Here is a 16,102-nt window from a genome sequence, read left to right on the forward strand (position 1 = left end):
TCAGTTCAGCCGCGCCGGCCGCTCGTCCTCAGGGTCGCTGGGAGCCGGCGCAAAGGCCGGCGACGGTGTTGACGGTCCGGCGGCCTCCGTCGCTACCGACGGCTGCGCCGCGGTCGCCTTGCGCTCATGATCGCGATAGGACTTCCACCCCCAGGGCAGGCTCAGGAGGTAGAGCACCGAGCCGATCGACAGGATGTGCCAGGGATAGCCGATCAGCAGGGCGACGAAGAACACGACGGAGACGAAGACCGGCAGCACCATTTCCGGCGGCACCCGCATCCGCACCGTCTTGCCGGAAAAGACCGGCAGCCGCGACACCATCAGGAACGCGATAAGAAGTATATAGCCCGCAGTCAGCATCGCCGGCGGCTTGGGGACGCCGAGAAACGACAGATAGAACGGCAGCATCGCCAGGATCGCGCCGGCCGGCGCCGGCACGCCGGTGAAGTAATTCGCCGCAAAGGCAGGCTTGTTCGGATCGTCGATGCTCGCGTTGAAACGCGCCAGCCGCAGGCCGCCCGCGATCGCAAACACCATCGCCGCGATCCAGCCGCCATTGTTCAATTCCTGCAGCTGCCAGAAGTACAGCATCAGGCCGGGCGCGACGCCGAAATTGACGAAATCCGCAAGGCTGTCGAGTTCGGCGCCGAATTTCGACTGGCCCTTGATCATGCGCGCAACACGGCCATCGACCCCGTCGAGCACGGCCGCGAATACGATGGCGGCGACCGCGAGCTCCATCCGCCCTTCGATCGACAGGCGGATCGCCGTCAGCCCGGCGCAGATCGCGAGCAAGGTGATGACATTGGGCACCAGCATCCGCACCGGGATCGGGCGAAACCGGCGGCGGCGCAGTTCAGGGTATTTGGGATCAAATGGCGTCATGGCTTGCCATTATATAGCAAGCGCCGGTCCGGTTCACCATTGGCGGCGGCCTAGCCTTTAGGCGGCCAGAGGGCGGTTAATCAGCCCGAAACGTCCGCCCCTGCTCGCTCGACCCGAAATCGGCCAAAATCGTCTCGCCGGCCACGGCCGTCTGGCCCTCGGAAACCAGCGATCGCGTGCCTTCGGGCAAATAAACGTCCAGACGCGAGCCGAAACGGATCAGGCCGAACCGCTCGCCGGCGCCGATCGACTGGCCTTCCCGCACAAATGAGACAATCCGCCGCGCCACCAGGCCGGCGATCTGGACCACGCCGATCCGTCCGTTCGTCGTCGAGATGACCAGCGAATTGCGCTCATTGTCTTCGCTGGCCTTGTCGAGCTCGGCGTTGATGAAGGCGCCGGGCCGGTAGGCGATGCGATCGATGCGGCCCGCCACCGGGCTGCGGTTCACGTGGCAGTTGAACACACTCATGAAGATCGAAATGCGCGGCAGCGGCCGGTCGCCGAGGCCGAGTTCGGCCGGGGGCAACACCTGCGCGACCATGGAGACGCGACCGTCGGCCGGCGCCACCACGATGCCGTCGCGCACCGGTGTGACGCGGACGGGATCGCGGAAGAACAGCGCGCACCAGACGGTCAAAAGCGAGCCGATCCAGCCCAGCGGTGTCCAGATCCAGAACAGGATCAGGCTGACGAGCGCGAAGCCGCCAATGAATGGATAGCCCTCGGGATGGATCGGCGGGATCTGCGCGCGGATGGAATTAGCAATCGACATTAGGGCTCGCTGTTATCTGGCCGACTTCCCGTTTCGGAAGTAGCGCCGTATTTGGATTATTCCGCGGCGGTTGCCAAGGGATCTTTAGACAAGGGATCTTTGGATTTGGGCGGATCCCTGGGCTGCTCGTTGAGCGGATCATCGACCGGCGGCGGGGCGCGGTTCGGCGCTTCGTTGTCGTCGTCGATCTGGGCGAGCTTCTCCCGCGCCTCCTCGGCTTCGCGCTGCCTGTTCCACATACTGGCATAGAGCCCGCCAGACGCCAAAAGCCTGACATGGGTGCCGCGCTCGGCGATGCGCCCTTGATCCAGCACGATAATTTCATCGGCGCCGACGATGGTCGACAGCCGGTGTGCGATCACCAGCGAGGTGCGGCCACGCGAGACGCGCTCCAGCGCTTCCTGGATTTCATGCTCGGTGTGGCTATCGAGCGCGGATGTCGCCTCATCCAGCACCAGGATCGGCGGCGCTTTCAGCACCGTGCGCGCAATTGCCACGCGCTGCTTCTCGCCGCCCGACAGTTTCAGGCCGCGCTCGCCGACCTGGGTTTCGTACCCCTTCGGCGACATGCGGATGAATGCGTCGATCTGCGCCAGTTGCGCCGCCTCTTCGACCTCGGCATCGCCGGCGTCCCAGCGGCCGTAGCGGATGTTGTAGCGGATGGTGTCGTTGAACAGCACGGTATCCTGCGGCACCATGCCGATCGAGGCGCGCAGGCTCGCCTGCGTTACGTTGCGGATGTCCTGACCGTCGATCAGGATTTTTCCGCTGGAGACGTCGTAAAGACGAAACAGCAATCGCGAAATCGTCGACTTGCCGGCGCCCGAGGGACCGACGATCGCCACCGTCTTGCCGGCGGGCACCTCGAAGCTGAGGCCCTTGAGGATCGGCCGTTCTGCATCATAGGCAAAGCGCACGTCGTCGAAGCGCACATTGCCTGAGCTGACCACGAGTGGCGCAGCGCCCGGGATATCCTTGATCTCGGGATTGCGCTGCAGCACGTTGAACATCTTCTCGATATCGATGACCGCCTGCTTGATCTCGCGATAAACCATGCCCATGAAATTCAGCGGCTGGTAAAGCTGGATCATCATGGCGTTGACCATGACGAAATCGCCGACCGTATTGGTGCCGTTGCGGACGCCGAGCGCGCACATCAGCATGGTCGCGGTGAGGCCGATGGTGAAGATGACCGCCTGCCCGGTATTGAGCACCGCCAACGAGGTATAGGTCTTGACGCTGTTGCGCTCGTAGCGCTCCATCGAATGGTCGTAGCGCTCGGCCTCGCGCCTCTCGGCGCTGAAATATTTCACCGTCTCGTAATTGAGCAGCGAGTCGATCGCCTTGGTGTTCGCCTCGGTGTCGGAATCGTTCATCTTGCGGCGGATTTCGATCCGCCATTCGGTGGCGATGTAAGTGTAGTACATGTAGATCACGACCGTGATCGCGGTGACCAGCACGTAGCGCCAGTCGAACTGCCACAGCAGCACGGCCATCAGCAGCGACACCTCGACGATGGTCGGGATCAGCTGCAGGATCACCATCCGCACGATCACCTCGATGCCGGTGCGGCCGCGCTCCAGTACGCGCGTCAAGCCGCCTGTCTTGCGCTCCAGATGGAAGCGCAGCGACAATTCGTGCATGTGGACGAAGGTGATGTAGGCGAGCTTGCGCACCGCATGCATGGCGACGCGGGCGAAGATGCCGTCGCGCCACTGCGTCAGCACCGCCATCAGCACGCGGATCGCGCCGTAGCTCGCGGTCATCAACAAAGGCGAGGCGATCAGCCACAGCATCCAGTTCGACGCTTCGACCGGCGCGGTGCCCATGCCGTTGAGCGCATCGATCGCCCATTTGAAGGTGAACGGCACCGTCAGCGTCGCGAGCTTGGCTGCCAGCAGCAGCACCATCGACCAGACCACGCGCATCTTCAGGTCGGCGCGGTCCCCGGGCCAGATATAGGGCCACAGATGCACCAGCGTCCCGATCAGGGTCGCTTTTTCGGGAGAGTTGCCGGCGGGAGGTTGGGCGGCACGATCAGGCGAATCAGGATCAGCCATCGCTGTCGCGCCCAACGCAAGATGGCGCACCGGCCGCCGTCAGATGGTTTCTGATGATCTGCATATGCCCGTCATATAGAGCCTTTAACTCTGCCGTACAGCCTTGAAAGATAAATCTTTCCCCCGTTTGGTTTGATTTCGGACCTATTTCTGCTGCATGAGCGAAGACAACCAGACTTGAGCTTTACCGGGTGCAGTGCCACATGATCTCCATGGATCAAATCAAGACCGAACAAATCAAAACCGTCTGTGTCTATTGCGGCTCCGGCCCCGGTTCCAACCACCGCTTTGTCGAAGCGGCCCAAGCCTTGGGAAAAGCGTTTGCCGAGAACAATATCCGCCTCGTCTATGGCGGCGGGTCAGTCGGGCTGATGGGCGCGATCGCCAAATCCACGCTGGATCACGGCGGCCTGGTCACCGGGATCATTCCGGATTTTTTGCGATCCCGCGAAAATATGCTGACGCGCGTGCAAGAGATGATCGTCACGCCCGACATGCACGAACGCAAACGGCTGATGTTCGAACATTCCGATGCGTTCGTCGCCCTGCCCGGCGGCATCGGCACGCTGGAGGAACTGGTCGAGCAGATGACCTGGCAGCAGCTCGGCCGTCACTCCAAGCCGGTTCTGCTCGCCAACATCGACGGCTTCTGGGAGCCGCTGATGGCGCTGTTGGCGCACATGCGCGAAACCGAGTTCATCCGCCCGTCACTGGACATCGACATCCTCAAGGCTGAACGGGTCGAGGACATCGTGCCGCGCCTGCGCGCCGCCGCAGCGCGTGCGCCCGAAGGCAGCAAGGAAATGGCGCCGGAACTGGCGCGGAAGCTTTAAGCCTCCTCGCTTCACTCGCTTGGAAACGTCACGGCCTCGATGCGGTTGCCGTCGGGATCGATCACGAACGCCGCATAGTACTTCACGCGATCATGCGGGCGCAGGCCCGGTGCACCGTCGGAGCGGCCGCCGGACTTCAACGCCGCCGCATGGAACGCATCGATATCACCAGTTGCTTTGGCGCGAAGACAGATGTGCGTACCGCTCTCGGGCGGCACCGGCGCCATGCCGGCACGCAGGTTGATCCAGAACTCGGGGTAGGTTTTGCCGAAGCCGATGGTTGCGGGGCGTGTCACCAGACGCGACAGGCCGAGGGCTGCAAGCGTCGCTTCATAGAAGCGCGCGGAGCGTTCGAGGTCACTGACGCCGACGGAGATGTGGTCGATCATTTCATGCTCCTCCGTCACTTGTAGCCGGATGGAGCGCAGCGCAAATCCGGGGGCAGTCAAGCGACGTGCGAGAATCCCGGATTGCGCGGAGCCTGTCATCGGGCGCGCATTCGCGCGACCCATTGGCTCCATCCGGGCTACGGTCTTGGCTCACGCCGGTGCGCCTGACTTCACCAGCTTGTAGACCACCGAATCCATCAGCGCCTGGAACGAAGCATCGATGATATTGGGTGAGACGCCGACCGTGATCCAGCTGTCGCCGTTCTCGTCCTCGCTCTCGATCAGGACCCGCGTCACCGCTTCGGTACCGCCATTGAGGATACGCACGCGGTAATCGATCAGCTTCAGGCCCTCGATATATTTCTGGTACTTGCCGAGGTCCTTGCGCAGCGCGACGTCGAGCGCGTTGACGGGACCATTGCCTTCCGCCGCCGAGATCAGCCGCTCGCCCGCGACATCGACCTTGACCACCGCCAGCGCCACCGTGACGCGCTGGCCGTTGGCGTTGTAGCGCTGCTCGACATTGACGTCGAACTGCTCGACCTTGAAATATTCCGGCACTCGGCCGAGCGTGCGCCGCGCCAGCAGGTCGAACGAGGCGTTGGCGGATTCATAGGCGTAGCCCGCCGCTTCCCGCTCCTTCAACTCCTCGACCAGACGCGCCAGCCTCGGATCGCTCTTCTCGTAGGTGATACCGGCGCGATCCAGTTCGGCCATCACATTGGAGCGGCCGGCCTGGTCGGACACCAGCACCTTGCGATGGTTGCCGACCGATTCGGGCAAAATGTGTTCGTAGCTGTGCGGGTCCTTCATCATCGCCGAGGCGTGAATACCGGCCTTGGTGACGAAGGCGCTTTCGCCGACGTAAGGCGCATGGCGGTTCGGCGCGCGGTTGAGCATGTCGTCGAGCGTCCGCGACACCTTCATCAGCGTCGTCATTTTCTCCGCGGTGACGCCGATCTCGAAGGCGTCGGAGAATTCGTTCTTGAGGCGCAGCGTCGGGATCAGCGAACAGAGATTGGCGTTGCCGCAGCGCTCGCCGAGCCCGTTCAACGTGCCCTGGATCTGCCGCGCACCGGCGCGCACCGCGGCCAGCGAATTGGCGACCGCCTGCTCAGTGTCGTTATGGGCGTGGATGCCGACATGGCTGCCCGGGATATGTTTTGCCACGGCGCCTACGATGGTCTCGATCTCGTGCGGCATGGTGCCGCCATTGGTGTCGCACAGCACCACCCAGCGCGCACCGGATTCATAGGCCGCCATCGCACAGGCGAGCGCAAAATCGGCGTTCTCCTTGTAGCCGTCGAAGAAGTGCTCGCAATCGACCATCACCTCGCGGCCCGCAGCCTTTGCCGCGCTGACGCTGTCGCGGATCGAGGCGAGGTTTTCCTCGTTGGTGGTCTCCAACGCCACCCGCACCTGATAGGCGGAGGACTTTGCGACGAAGCAGATCGCATCGGCCTTGGCCTCGATCAGCCCCGCAAGCCCCGGATCGTTCGAGGCCGAGCGGCCCGGACGGCGGGTCATGCCGAACGCGGTGAATTTGGCGTTCTCGAACTTGGGCTTTTCAGCAAAGAATTCGGTGTCGGTCGGATTTGCGCCGGGATAGCCACCCTCGACATAGTCGATGCCGAGTTCATCCAGCATCTGCGCGATGATCTGCTTGTCATGCAGCGTGAAATCGACGCCGTTGGTCTGCGCGCCGTCGCGCAGCGTGGTGTCGAAGAGATAAAGGCGTTCGCGGCTCATGACGGAACTCCCGGCGCGGCATTGTCAGCCAGCGTCTTCTGCATCGTGGTGTTGGCGAGCCATTCGCCGTTGAGCGAGACGGTGTTGCGCTGTTTGGCGGCATAGCCCCGCTTCCGAAACAGCGGCTCCGCGGTGTCGCTGGCATCAACCGTCAGGGTCTTTGCGCCGCGCGCGCCGGCTAGTTTTTCCAGCGCGTCGACCAGCATCGAGGCGACGCCCTGCCCGGCGACGCTCGGATGGACGAAAAGCATGTCGATATGGTCAGCCCCTTTCAGCGAGGCGAAGCCGACCGGCGCGTTCTGTATGGTCGCGATCAGCGTCAACTGCCCGGCGAGTTTCTTGCCGAAAGCTTCTTCGTCCTCGGCAGCTTGAGCCCAGGCTGCCTGCTGCGCCTCGCTGTTGTCATCGCCGGTCAGCCCCTCGATGGCAGCAACGAAGATCGCCGCCAGCATCGGAACATCCGCCGGCAAAAACGGCCGCAAGCCAGGTTTGGGCAATGCCTGTCCCATCGCGTCAAATCACTCCGAACAGTCTTAAGGCCAGCACGACCGCGGCAACGATTAACGCCCATTTGATGAAGATGTAATAACGCCAGTGCTTTGGGAACGGCGTATCGGGCTTGTCCATCACGCGATCTCCCAGGTGGTTACAGGCTTTCCGTCGGCATCCTTGCCATCCTTGATGGCAACGCCCATCGCGGCGAGTTCGTCGCGGATGCGATCGGACTCCTTGAAATCCTTTCGCGCGCGCGCCGCGGTGCGGTCCGCAATCAGGCGATCGACCTGCTCCGCGTCAATGCCGCTCGCCTGCTGCTTGCGTCCCCTCCATGCCGCAGCGCTCATCGAGAGAAAACCGAGCAGCCGGAGCGAGCCCGCAAACTCGCCGCGTTCGCGCGCGCCACCGGACGCCGCCGCATTGCGCAGGCCGTGCAGGACAGCCATGGCCTGCGCCGTGTTGAGATCATCATACAGCGCCTCGACCATTATCGGCGACGGTTGACCGCCCTCGGCGTCGGCCGCGATCGCATACCAGTCGTCGAGCGTCTTCGCGCTCTCTTCCGCACCCTTCAGGGTCCAGTCGAGCGGCGAGCGGTAATGCGTCTTCAGCATGCCCAGGCGCAGCACCTCGCCCGGCCAATCGGCGAGCAGTTCGCGGATCGTGAAGAAGTTGCCGAGCGACTTCGACATCTTCTCGCTCTCGAGCTGCAGGAAGCCGTTGTGCATCCAGACATTCGCCATGCGGTCGGAATGAAAGGCGCAGCAGGTCTGCGCGAGTTCGTTCTCATGGTGCGGGAACACCAGGTCGATGCCGCCGCCATGAATGTCGAATTTTTCGCCGAGATGCTTCCAGGCCATCGCCGAGCACTCGATATGCCAGCCGGGGCGGCCTTCCACCTTGATGCCCGATGGCGACGGCCATGACGGCTCGCCCGGCTTCGACGGCTTCCACAGCACGAAATCGGTACTGTCGCGCTTATACGGCGCAACATCGACGCGGGCGCCGGCGATCATCTCGTCGAGCGAACGTTTCGACAGCGCGCCATAGCGCGGCATCACGGAATTGGCTTCGTTCATCGCCTGCGGCGAGAACAGCACATGGTCTTCCGCGACATAGGCAAAGCCGCCGGCCACGAGCTTCTCGATGATCGCCCGCATCTCCGGGATATGCTCGGTCGCGCGCGGCTGCACCGTCGGAGCCAGGCAGCCGAGCGCGGTGACGTCGTCCTGATACTGCTGATAGGTCTCTTCGGTGACCTTGCGGATCGCCTCGTTCAAGGGCACGCCGGGATAGTCGCGCGCGGCGCGCACGTTGATCTTATCGTCGACGTCGGTGATGTTGCGGACGTACTTCACGTGCTCTGCGCCATAGCGATGGCGCAGCACGCGGAACAGCACGTCGAACACGATCGCCGCGCGGCCGTTGCCGATATGGGCGAAGTCGTAGACCGTCGGTCCGCAGGCATACATGCCGACGTTATCGGCATTAAGCGGCACAAACGGCCGCTTCTCCTTCGTCAACGTATCGTAGAGACGTAATTCCATGGCATACCCATCCGTTGCGGCCGGGCGTCCAGTGATCTCGGTTGGGAGAAAAGACGGCCTCAGCCAGCGAATCGCTAGCTAATAATCTCGCGGCAAATGCTGCAGATGGCGAGGAGACCGTTCATGGTTCCACCATTGCGGTATCGGGCGGACGGCGTCAAGCCTTGCTCGTGCCCAATTTAGGGCTGATCAGGCGCCGAACCCCCGCCATTCGCTGCCGCCCCGCGGGCTCATGGTTAATCATTATTAACACTTTGGGCCATTCCTGAGGGCGGTTCCTCATCCCTGCCGGTGTCATCCATGCGACTTTCCTCCGCAATCATTGCCTGCGCCTTCCTGGCCGGTGCCTTCCTGCTTGCCGCCTCGGCCGCTTCCGCCGACAGCCGCGTTTTCATCGTTGCCAACCAGGCTGATGGTTACGGCGTCGATGAATGCCTCGCCAGGGGCGAAAAATGCGGCGCCCACGCCGCCCGCTCCTACTGCCAGTCACGGGAATTTGCACAGGCCACCGCCTACCGCCGCGTCGATCCCGAGGAAGTCACCGGCGCGATTCCGAAAGACGGCGGCGATAGATGCTCCGGCCACGGTTGCGGCGAATACGTCGCCATCACCTGCCAGCGCTAGAGCCTTTTCGGTTCCGGTTGAATCAGAACCGGGATTCACGCACGAGGCAGGCTCTCGCTCGAAAGCGCCATGGAGGCGATTATCGCGGAATATCAAGGGCTGGCTGCCACATCCGCGCCCCGGAAACGACGTGACGCTGCCCTGAGAAGGGGGTATTGGATGCGGCCTTGGCCGCAGAATGCTGCCTTGGCCGCGCCATCAGGCTTTCAAGCCGCGCGGATCAGCCCTCAATGGCCGGATATGCTGGAAATTCGCAACGCGCCCCTCTCCCTTCGGATTTTGACCTGCGCCATCCTGCTCGGCATCACCACCCCGGGCGCACCCGCTTTGGCGCAGTCGAACGATGACGCCATGGCGCAGATGAACCAGGACGCCCCGCCACCGCAGGGCGCGCAGGCCAATCCGATCTGCATCCGGCTCGAAGGGCAATTGGCGACTATCGACCGCGGCGCCGGCACCGGCGACCCCGCCAAGGATGAACAGGTCCGCCGCTATCAGGAAGCCCAGGCCAAGCAGCAGGCCGAACTCGATCGGGTCACGCTGCAGGCCAAGCGCATGGGCTGCGAAAGCTCGGGCTTCTTCTCGCTGTTCAACGGCCGCTCGGCCCAGTGCGGTCCGGTCAACAACCAGATTCAGCAGATGCGCGCCAATCTCGACCAGATCACCACCAGCCTGGAGCGCCTGCGCAGCGGCGGTATCGGCGGCGCCGACCGCGAAAACCAGCGCCGCTCGGTGCTGACCGCGCTCGCGCAGAACAATTGCGGCCCGCAATATGCCGCGGCCGCGCGCGGTCCCGGCAACTTCATCGACAGTCTGTTCGGCAACAACAACCAAACGCTCCCGCCGCCGAGTGCCGATCTCGGCGCGCCGTCCGGCACCTTCCGCACCGTCTGCGTCCGCACCTGCGACGGCGGTTATTTCCCGGTGTCGTTCGCCACCTACCAGCAGCGATTCCAGGACGACGAGAGGACCTGCAAAGCACTTTGCCCGGCGACGGAAGCGACGCTGTTCACCTATCGCAATCCCGGCGAGGACATCAATCAGGCGGTCTCGATCAACGGCCAGCCTTACTCGTCGCTGCCGAACGCATTCAAATTCCGCTCTGAGTTCAACCCGTCCTGCGCCTGCAAGGCCGCAGGCCAGACCTGGTCGGAAGCGCTGAAGTCAGTCGATGACAGGGCCGGCGTCGAACAAGGCGACATCATCGTTACCGAGGAGAGCGCGCGGCGCATGCAGCAGCGCGCGCAGCCGAAGGGCGCGACGCCACCACCGCCCAAGAAAGGCGCAGCGCCTGCCGGCACCGCCGCCGCGCCGGCTGCGACAGCAGCCCCGGCCGACACGACCGCTACCGCCGCCGACAAGGACAAGATCCGCACCGTCGGCCCGACCTTCATCCCGCCGAAGCAGTAGTCTAGCGAAATTACCCTTCGAAGGCGTCCACCGAGGCGCGGCCGGCGCGCGCGACCAACTTCTCGTCGGGCGCGGGCAGCGCCTTGCCATTGTCGCGGAAGCGATTGGTGATGGGATAGCGGCGGTCGCGGCCAAAGTTCTTTTCCGTCACCTTGACGCCCGGTGCGGCCTGCCGGCGCTTGTATTCGGCAATGTTGAGCAACCGGTCGATCCGCGTCACCATTTCGGCCGGGAAGCCGGCTGCGATGATCGTGGCCAGCGGCTCCTCGCGCTCGACCAGCCGTTCGAGGATGCCGTCCAGCATCTCGTAGGGCGGCAGCGAATCCTGATCGGTCTGGTTCTCGCGCAACTCCGCCGTCGGCGGCCGCGTGATGATGTTGACCGGGATCACCTCGCCCGAAGGCCCGAGCGCGCCGTCAGGCTTCCATTCGTTGCGCAGGCTCGAGAGACGAAACACTTCGGTCTTGTAGATGTCCTTGATCGGATTGAAGCCGCCGTTCATGTCGCCGTAGAGCGTGGCGTAGCCGACCGACATTTCCGACTTGTTGCCGGTCGTGACCACCATCGCGCCGGTCTTGTTCGAAATCGCCATCAGCAGCGTGCCGCGGGTGCGCGCCTGCAAATTCTCTTCGGTGATATCGCGCGGCAGGCCGGCGAACGGACCGGAGAGGATTTTTTCAAAGCCGTTCACGGCATCCGCGATCGGCAGCACCTCATAGCGGATGCCGAGCGCTTTCGCGAGCTTTGCCGCGTCGTCGAGCGACACCTGTGCAGTGAACCGAAACGGCAGCATCACGCCGCGAACCTGATCGGCGCCGAGCGCGTCGACCGCGATCGCCGCACACAGTGCGGAATCGATGCCGCCGGAGACGCCGAGCAGCACGCCGGGAAAGCCGTTCTTGCGGACGTAATCACGCAGGCCCAGCACGCAGGCCGCGTAATCGCCCTTGTCGCCTTCGATGAGCGGCACCACAGGGCCAGAACAGCGCCAGCCGTCGGCGCTCCTGGTCCAGTTCAGCGTGACGATGCTCTCCTCGAAGGCGGGCAGTTGCGCCGCCACAGAAAGATCGGCGTTGAGCGCAAACGACGCGCCGTCGAACACCAGTTCGTCCTGTCCGCCGATCTGGTTGAGATAGACCAGCGGCAGGCCGCTCTCGGTGACGCGGGCGACCGCGATCGACAGCCGCAGATCGTTCTTGTCGCGCGCGTAGGGTGAGCCGTTCGGCACCACCAGAATTTCCGCGCCGGTCTCGGCGAGGCATTCGACGATGTTTTCGTATTCCTCTGATTCTTCGAGCCAGATGTCCTCGCAGATGGGAACGCCGACGCGGATGCCCTTGACGGTGACCGGCCCTGCGGCCGGGCCGCGCGCGAACAGGCGTTTTTCGTCGAACACGCCGTAATTCGGCAAGTTCGCCTTGAAGCGAAGGGCGGCGATGCGGCCCTCATCGAGCAGTGCGCAGGCATTATAGAGCTTGCCGTCCTCGACCCAGGGCGTGCCGATCAGCACCGCCGGGCCGCCGCCCGCGGTCTCGCGCGCCAGTTCCTCGATCGCCGCGCGGCAGGCCACCTGGAAGGCGGGCTTCAGCACCAGATCTTCCGGCGGATAGCCGCAGATGAACAATTCGGGCAGCACCAACAGATCGGCGCCGTCGGCCTTGGCCTTGTCGCGCGCGCCGTGCGCCTTGGCGGCATTACCCGTGACGTCGCCGACCGTCGGGTTCAACTGCGCCAGTGTGATCTTGAAGGTTGGTTCGGTCATGGGAGCGATGGTGCCTTGCACAAGAGCAAACTGCAATGCTTGCTTCATCGCGTTTTCGAGCGAAGCGGAAACCGGTTCGCATAAAGAAAACGCGTCAATACAAAAGCTTAGATATGCGATTCTGATCCAGATCAGTACCGCATATCTAGAACGCGCCTATGCGTTCGGCGATGGCAAACAGCCAGAACGCCCCGGACATCAGCAGCGCGACGCCGACCGCCGCGGAACCCATGTCCTTGACCCGCCCGATCTGCGGATCGTGGTCGGTGGTGAGCCGGTCGGCCAGCTTCTCGATCGCGGTATTGAGGATCTCGACCACCAGCACGAACGCCACCGCCGCGACCAGTTCAACCCGGCGCATCACGCTCGCGCCGACCAGCCAGGCCAGCGGCACCGAAAGCGCCAGCGCAAGAAGTTCCTCGCGGACGGCCTGCTCCGATCGGATCGCAAAGGCGAGGCCGTTACGCGTGTTGATGGTGGCCCGCCAGAGTCGCAGCAAGTCAAAGCCCCGCTGCGGCCGGCATCGGCTTTTCCTTACCCGCACGTTCCTGCTTGAGCAGCTCGGCGATCAGGAAGGCCAGGTCGATCGATTGTTCGGCATTGAGGCGGGGATCGCAGACCGTGTGATAGCGGTCGTTGAGGTCCTCGTCGGTGATGGCGCGCGCGCCGCCGATGCATTCGGTGACGTCCTGCCCGGTCATTTCCAGATGGACGCCGCCGGCATGGGTGCCTTCAGCGGCATGGATGGCGAAGAACGACTTCACCTCCGACAGCACGCGGTCGAACGGACGGGTCTTGTAGCCCGAGGTCGAGGTGATGGTGTTGCCGTGCATGGGATCGCAGGACCACACCACGACGCGCCCTTCCCGCTGCACCGCGCGGATCAGCGGCGCGAGATGGTCGCCGACCTTGTCAGAGCCGAAGCGGTTGATCAGCGTCAGCCGTCCGGGCTCGTTGTCGGGATTGAGGATGTCAATCAGCTTCAACAGCTCATCCGGCTTCAGCGAGGGACCGCATTTCAGGCCGATCGGGTTCTTGATGCCGCGGAAATATTCGACATGGCCGTGGTCGAGCTGGCGGGTGCGATCGCCGATCCAGATCATGTGGCCCGAGGTCGCGTACCAGTCGCCGGTCGTGGAATCGACCCGCGTGAAAGCCTGCTCGTAACCCAGCAGCAGCGCTTCGTGGCTGGTGTAGAAATCGGTGGCGCGCAGTTCGGGGTGGCTTTCGAGATCGAGCCCACAGGCGCGCATGAAATTCAGCGCGTCCGAAATACGATCCGCCAGTTCCTTGTACCGGCGCGACTGCGGGGAGTCCTTGAGGAAGCCTAGCATCCACTGATGCACGCTGCCGAGATTGGCAAAGCCGCCGGTCGCGAAGGCGCGAAGCAGATTCAGCGTCGCCGCCGATTGCCGGTACGCCATCAGCTGGCGCTGCGGATCGGGGATGCGCGCTTCCGGCGTGAAAGCGATGTCGTTGATGATGTCGCCGCGGTAGCTCGGCAGCTCGACACCGTTGATTTTTTCCGTGTTCGACGAACGCGGTTTTGCAAACTGTCCGGCGATGCGGCCGACCTTCACGACAGGCAGCGCGCCGGCATAGGTCAGGACCACGGCCATCTGCAGCAGCACGCGGAAGAAATCGCGGATGTTGTTGGCGCCATGCTCGGCAAAGCTCTCGGCGCAATCGCCCCCCTGCAGCAGGAAGGCCTCGCCCGCAGCGACGCGGGCCAGTGCTTTCTTCAGATTGCGGGCCTCACCGGCAAACACCAGCGGCGGAAACGTGGCGAGCTGCGCCTCGACATCGGCCAATGCCTTGGCATCGGGATAATCGGGCACCTGCAGCACCGGCCTGGTGCGCCAGCTATCGGGCGTCCACCGCTCGGACATGACGTTAACTCCTGAGCAAAAACCGCAACTTAATGGCGATTGTTAAGGGCCGGTTTATACACAGGCCTTTAGCCGACCGCCAGTTAGATTTCCGGTAGTCCTGACAAGCCCTTGCGGCAAAAGCCGATTTCGCTTTTGCTGTGGCCGCTCGCAACCTGAGGAGAAGAAGCAGTGGCCGAGCCGGAGCTAGACGACGTATTTAGCGACGACATCACGGTGCCCGCGACGGATGGATATCCCCTTGCCGCGACGCTGTTTCTGCCCCGCGGCACCAATCGCCACACCGTCCTGATCAATTCGGCGACCGCCGTCCCCCGCAAGCTCTACCGGGGCTTTGCCGGCTACCTCGCCACGCGCGGCTGCGCGGTTTTGACCTACGACTACCGCGGCACCGGCGATAGCAGGCAGCAGGCGCTGACTGGCTACAACGAGCCGAAATCGCTGGTCGGCTTCAAGGCCTCGATGTCGGACTGGGCCGCACAGGATATTACGGCGGCGGTCGCCTGGATGCGCGAGCGCTACAAGGCGCTCCCCTTCGCCTATGTCGGACATTCGTTCGGCGGCCAGGCGCTCGGCCTGCTGCCGAACAATTCGGAGATTTCCCGCGCGCTGTTCATTGCAGCCCAGGCCGGCTACTGGAAATTGATGACGGCGCCGGAGCGCTACCGCGTTTATGCGATGCTGAATTTTGTCGGCGCCCCCTTAACCCGCGCGCTCGGCTACATGCCCGGCAAGGCCGGCCTCGGCATGGACCTGCCGAAGGACGCGTTCCTGCAATGGGTCGGCTGGGTGATGAGCCCGCGCTATCTGTTCGACGATACGAGGCTCGAAGCCTTGCAGAATTTTCCGAAGTACCAGGGCGCGTTGCGCGCGCTCTGCATCTCCGACGATCCCTGGGCAACGCGGCCCGCGGTCGAATTGCTGTGCGCGGGATTTACCTCGATCAAGCCCGAGATCATCACGGTGACGCCCGCCGACACCGGCGCGAGCAGGATCGGCCATATGGGATTCTTCCGGCCCGAACATCGCGGCACGCTATGGCTTGGCGCAGCGGAATGGATCGAGGCGGCAGACTAAGTTCTTCCGATTCAATTTTCGAAACAGCGAAGCCGGGCGCGCGGTTCCTCCTGACGGAACTGCAACAGAACCGTGGTTTTCCGGATAGACCACGCCGAATCAAAATTCGACAATGGCTCATTCCTCTTCAAATAATATTTGCTCCCGCCCGACAGTTCGGATCGACTGTCGGGCTTTTGCAATGCTGCCGGCTAAATATCGCCGATGCCTGGATCGTGCAGCCGAAACTTCCGGATTACACCCGCCTGAACGCTATCGCGCGAGCAAGCGATCGGGCTCGCGTGCGGACCGCGCCGCCATCATTGCCGCTATGAACGATCCACTGACCATCAGGTGTTTGCCCGGTAATGATGCCGACGTGATGCGCCCAGACCACTACCACGCCGATTCCGGGGCCGCCGGCATTCATGCCTTCGCTCGCCCAGGAGCGCGCAAGCGCAAGACGGCGATCCGGTTTTCCGAGATATTTGCTCAGATAACTACCGCACCAGCCCCGGTGACCGTGATGCCGGTGGGTGGGACGCGCATTCGCCTCGACGGAAAAGACGAACAGCAGAACAGAAGCGGCCGCGAGAGGCTTCAACATGGGTTACTCCACAAACGTTGA

At 63.4% G+C, this 16,102-nt stretch carries 15 protein-coding genes; 4 read left to right on the top strand and 11 right to left on the bottom strand.

What is annotated here, in order from left to right; translation table 11 throughout:
* From V1286_RS18540 to V1286_RS18550, 3 genes are all read right to left on the bottom strand, one after another.
* Nucleotides 1-885: a CDP-alcohol phosphatidyltransferase family protein gene (locus V1286_RS18540; RefSeq protein ID WP_334481556.1), complete on the bottom strand. Its 885-nt coding sequence runs from the start codon at nt 883-885 to the stop codon at nt 1-3.
* Between the two features lie 76 nt (nt 886-961).
* Nucleotides 962-1,660, bottom strand: coding sequence for a phosphatidylserine decarboxylase (locus tag V1286_RS18545; protein WP_334481557.1), 699 nt, complete (start codon nt 1,658-1,660; stop codon nt 962-964).
* A 56-nt stretch (nt 1,661-1,716) separates the two neighbouring features.
* The gene (locus tag V1286_RS18550; protein WP_334481559.1) at nt 1,717-3,720 is read right to left on the bottom strand and encodes an ABCB family ABC transporter ATP-binding protein/permease; all 2,004 of its coding nucleotides are present in this window, start codon (nt 3,718-3,720) and stop codon (nt 1,717-1,719) included.
* A 212-nt stretch (nt 3,721-3,932) separates the two neighbouring features.
* Here V1286_RS18550 and V1286_RS18555 point away from each other — a divergent pair, with 212 nt between their 5' ends.
* Nucleotides 3,933-4,553 carry an LOG family protein gene (locus V1286_RS18555; RefSeq protein ID WP_334489724.1) on the top strand — a complete coding sequence of 207 codons (621 nt, stop codon included), beginning with the start codon at nt 3,933-3,935 and terminating at the stop codon, nt 4,551-4,553.
* Nucleotides 4,554-4,564: 11 nt separating this feature from the next.
* Here the strand turns inward: V1286_RS18555 and V1286_RS18560 are convergent, their stop codons facing one another.
* From V1286_RS18560 to cysS, 4 genes are all read right to left on the bottom strand, one after another.
* Nucleotides 4,565-4,942, bottom strand: a complete 378-nt coding sequence (locus tag V1286_RS18560) for a VOC family protein (protein ID WP_334481561.1) — start codon at nt 4,940-4,942, stop codon at nt 4,565-4,567.
* A 150-nt stretch (nt 4,943-5,092) separates the two neighbouring features.
* Complete coding sequence (gene cimA / locus V1286_RS18565; protein ID WP_334481562.1) at nt 5,093-6,691, bottom strand: citramalate synthase; 1,599 nt, start codon at nt 6,689-6,691, stop codon at nt 5,093-5,095.
* Nucleotides 6,688-7,200: a GNAT family N-acetyltransferase gene (locus V1286_RS18570; RefSeq protein WP_334481564.1), complete on the bottom strand. Its 513-nt coding sequence runs from the start codon at nt 7,198-7,200 to the stop codon at nt 6,688-6,690. The genes cimA and V1286_RS18570 overlap by 4 nt, the downstream gene beginning before the upstream one ends.
* Before the next feature lie 117 nt (nt 7,201-7,317).
* On the bottom strand, nt 7,318-8,733 hold the full coding sequence (gene cysS / locus V1286_RS18575) for a cysteine--tRNA ligase (RefSeq protein WP_334481565.1): 1,416 nt from the start codon (nt 8,731-8,733) through the stop codon (nt 7,318-7,320).
* A gap of 300 nt (nt 8,734-9,033) precedes the next feature.
* On the opposite strand from cysS, the gene V1286_RS18580 reads away from it, so the two are divergent.
* The gene (locus tag V1286_RS18580; RefSeq protein WP_334481567.1) at nt 9,034-9,357 is read left to right on the top strand and encodes a hypothetical protein; all 324 of its coding nucleotides are present in this window, start codon (nt 9,034-9,036) and stop codon (nt 9,355-9,357) included.
* A 240-nt stretch (nt 9,358-9,597) separates the two neighbouring features.
* Nucleotides 9,598-10,767, top strand: coding sequence for a DUF2865 domain-containing protein (locus tag V1286_RS18585; RefSeq protein ID WP_334489726.1), 1,170 nt, complete (start codon nt 9,598-9,600; stop codon nt 10,765-10,767).
* Between the two features lie 10 nt (nt 10,768-10,777).
* Here V1286_RS18585 and V1286_RS18590 read toward each other — a convergent pair whose 3' ends face one another.
* The 3 genes from V1286_RS18590 to V1286_RS18600 all read right to left on the bottom strand — a co-directional run bounded on the left by V1286_RS18590 (nt 10,778) and on the right by V1286_RS18600 (nt 14,418).
* Nucleotides 10,778-12,529, bottom strand: coding sequence for an NAD+ synthase (locus V1286_RS18590; RefSeq protein ID WP_334489729.1), 1,752 nt, complete (start codon nt 12,527-12,529; stop codon nt 10,778-10,780).
* 145 nt (nt 12,530-12,674) lie between these two features.
* Nucleotides 12,675-13,028: a diacylglycerol kinase gene (locus V1286_RS18595; protein ID WP_108513741.1), complete on the bottom strand. Its 354-nt coding sequence runs from the start codon at nt 13,026-13,028 to the stop codon at nt 12,675-12,677.
* 1 nt (nt 13,029) lies between these two features.
* The gene (locus tag V1286_RS18600; protein ID WP_334481569.1) at nt 13,030-14,418 is read right to left on the bottom strand and encodes a class II 3-deoxy-7-phosphoheptulonate synthase; all 1,389 of its coding nucleotides are present in this window, start codon (nt 14,416-14,418) and stop codon (nt 13,030-13,032) included.
* A 171-nt stretch (nt 14,419-14,589) separates the two neighbouring features.
* On the opposite strand from V1286_RS18600, the gene V1286_RS18605 reads away from it, so the two are divergent.
* Nucleotides 14,590-15,495, top strand: a complete 906-nt coding sequence (locus tag V1286_RS18605) for an alpha/beta hydrolase family protein (RefSeq protein ID WP_334481570.1) — start codon at nt 14,590-14,592, stop codon at nt 15,493-15,495.
* A 235-nt stretch (nt 15,496-15,730) separates the two neighbouring features.
* Here the strand turns inward: V1286_RS18605 and V1286_RS18610 are convergent, their stop codons facing one another.
* Entirely contained in the window at nt 15,731-16,081 is a 351-nt protein-coding gene (locus V1286_RS18610; RefSeq protein ID WP_334481571.1) for a C40 family peptidase, read from the bottom strand.
* Between the last annotated feature and the right edge of the window lie 21 nt (nt 16,082-16,102).

The organism is Bradyrhizobium algeriense (assembly GCF_036924595.1).
GTDB classification, from domain to species: domain Bacteria; phylum Pseudomonadota; class Alphaproteobacteria; order Rhizobiales; family Xanthobacteraceae; genus Bradyrhizobium; species Bradyrhizobium algeriense.

Coding starts and splice junctions, on each gene's coding strand:
- V1286_RS18560 (WP_334481561.1), bottom strand. CDS start 4,942: ATGATCGACCACATCTCCGTCGGCGTCAGTGACCTCGAACGCTCCGCG.
- V1286_RS18555 (WP_334489724.1), top strand. CDS start 3,933: ATGGATCAAATCAAGACCGAACAAATCAAAACCGTCTGTGTCTATTGC.
- V1286_RS18610 (WP_334481571.1), bottom strand. CDS start 16,081: ATGTTGAAGCCTCTCGCGGCCGCTTCTGTTCTGCTGTTCGTCTTTTCC.
- cysS (WP_334481565.1), bottom strand. CDS start 8,733: ATGGAATTACGTCTCTACGATACGTTGACGAAGGAGAAGCGGCCGTTT.
- V1286_RS18585 (WP_334489726.1), top strand. CDS start 9,598: ATGCTGGAAATTCGCAACGCGCCCCTCTCCCTTCGGATTTTGACCTGC.
- V1286_RS18580 (WP_334481567.1), top strand. CDS start 9,034: ATGCGACTTTCCTCCGCAATCATTGCCTGCGCCTTCCTGGCCGGTGCC.
- V1286_RS18600 (WP_334481569.1), bottom strand. CDS start 14,418: ATGTCCGAGCGGTGGACGCCCGATAGCTGGCGCACCAGGCCGGTGCTG.
- cimA (WP_334481562.1), bottom strand. CDS start 6,691: ATGAGCCGCGAACGCCTTTATCTCTTCGACACCACGCTGCGCGACGGC.
- V1286_RS18545 (WP_334481557.1), bottom strand. CDS start 1,660: ATGTCGATTGCTAATTCCATCCGCGCGCAGATCCCGCCGATCCATCCC.
- V1286_RS18590 (WP_334489729.1), bottom strand. CDS start 12,529: ATGACCGAACCAACCTTCAAGATCACACTGGCGCAGTTGAACCCGACG.
- V1286_RS18550 (WP_334481559.1), bottom strand. CDS start 3,720: ATGGCTGATCCTGATTCGCCTGATCGTGCCGCCCAACCTCCCGCCGGC.
- V1286_RS18540 (WP_334481556.1), bottom strand. CDS start 885: ATGACGCCATTTGATCCCAAATACCCTGAACTGCGCCGCCGCCGGTTT.
- V1286_RS18570 (WP_334481564.1), bottom strand. CDS start 7,200: ATGGGACAGGCATTGCCCAAACCTGGCTTGCGGCCGTTTTTGCCGGCG.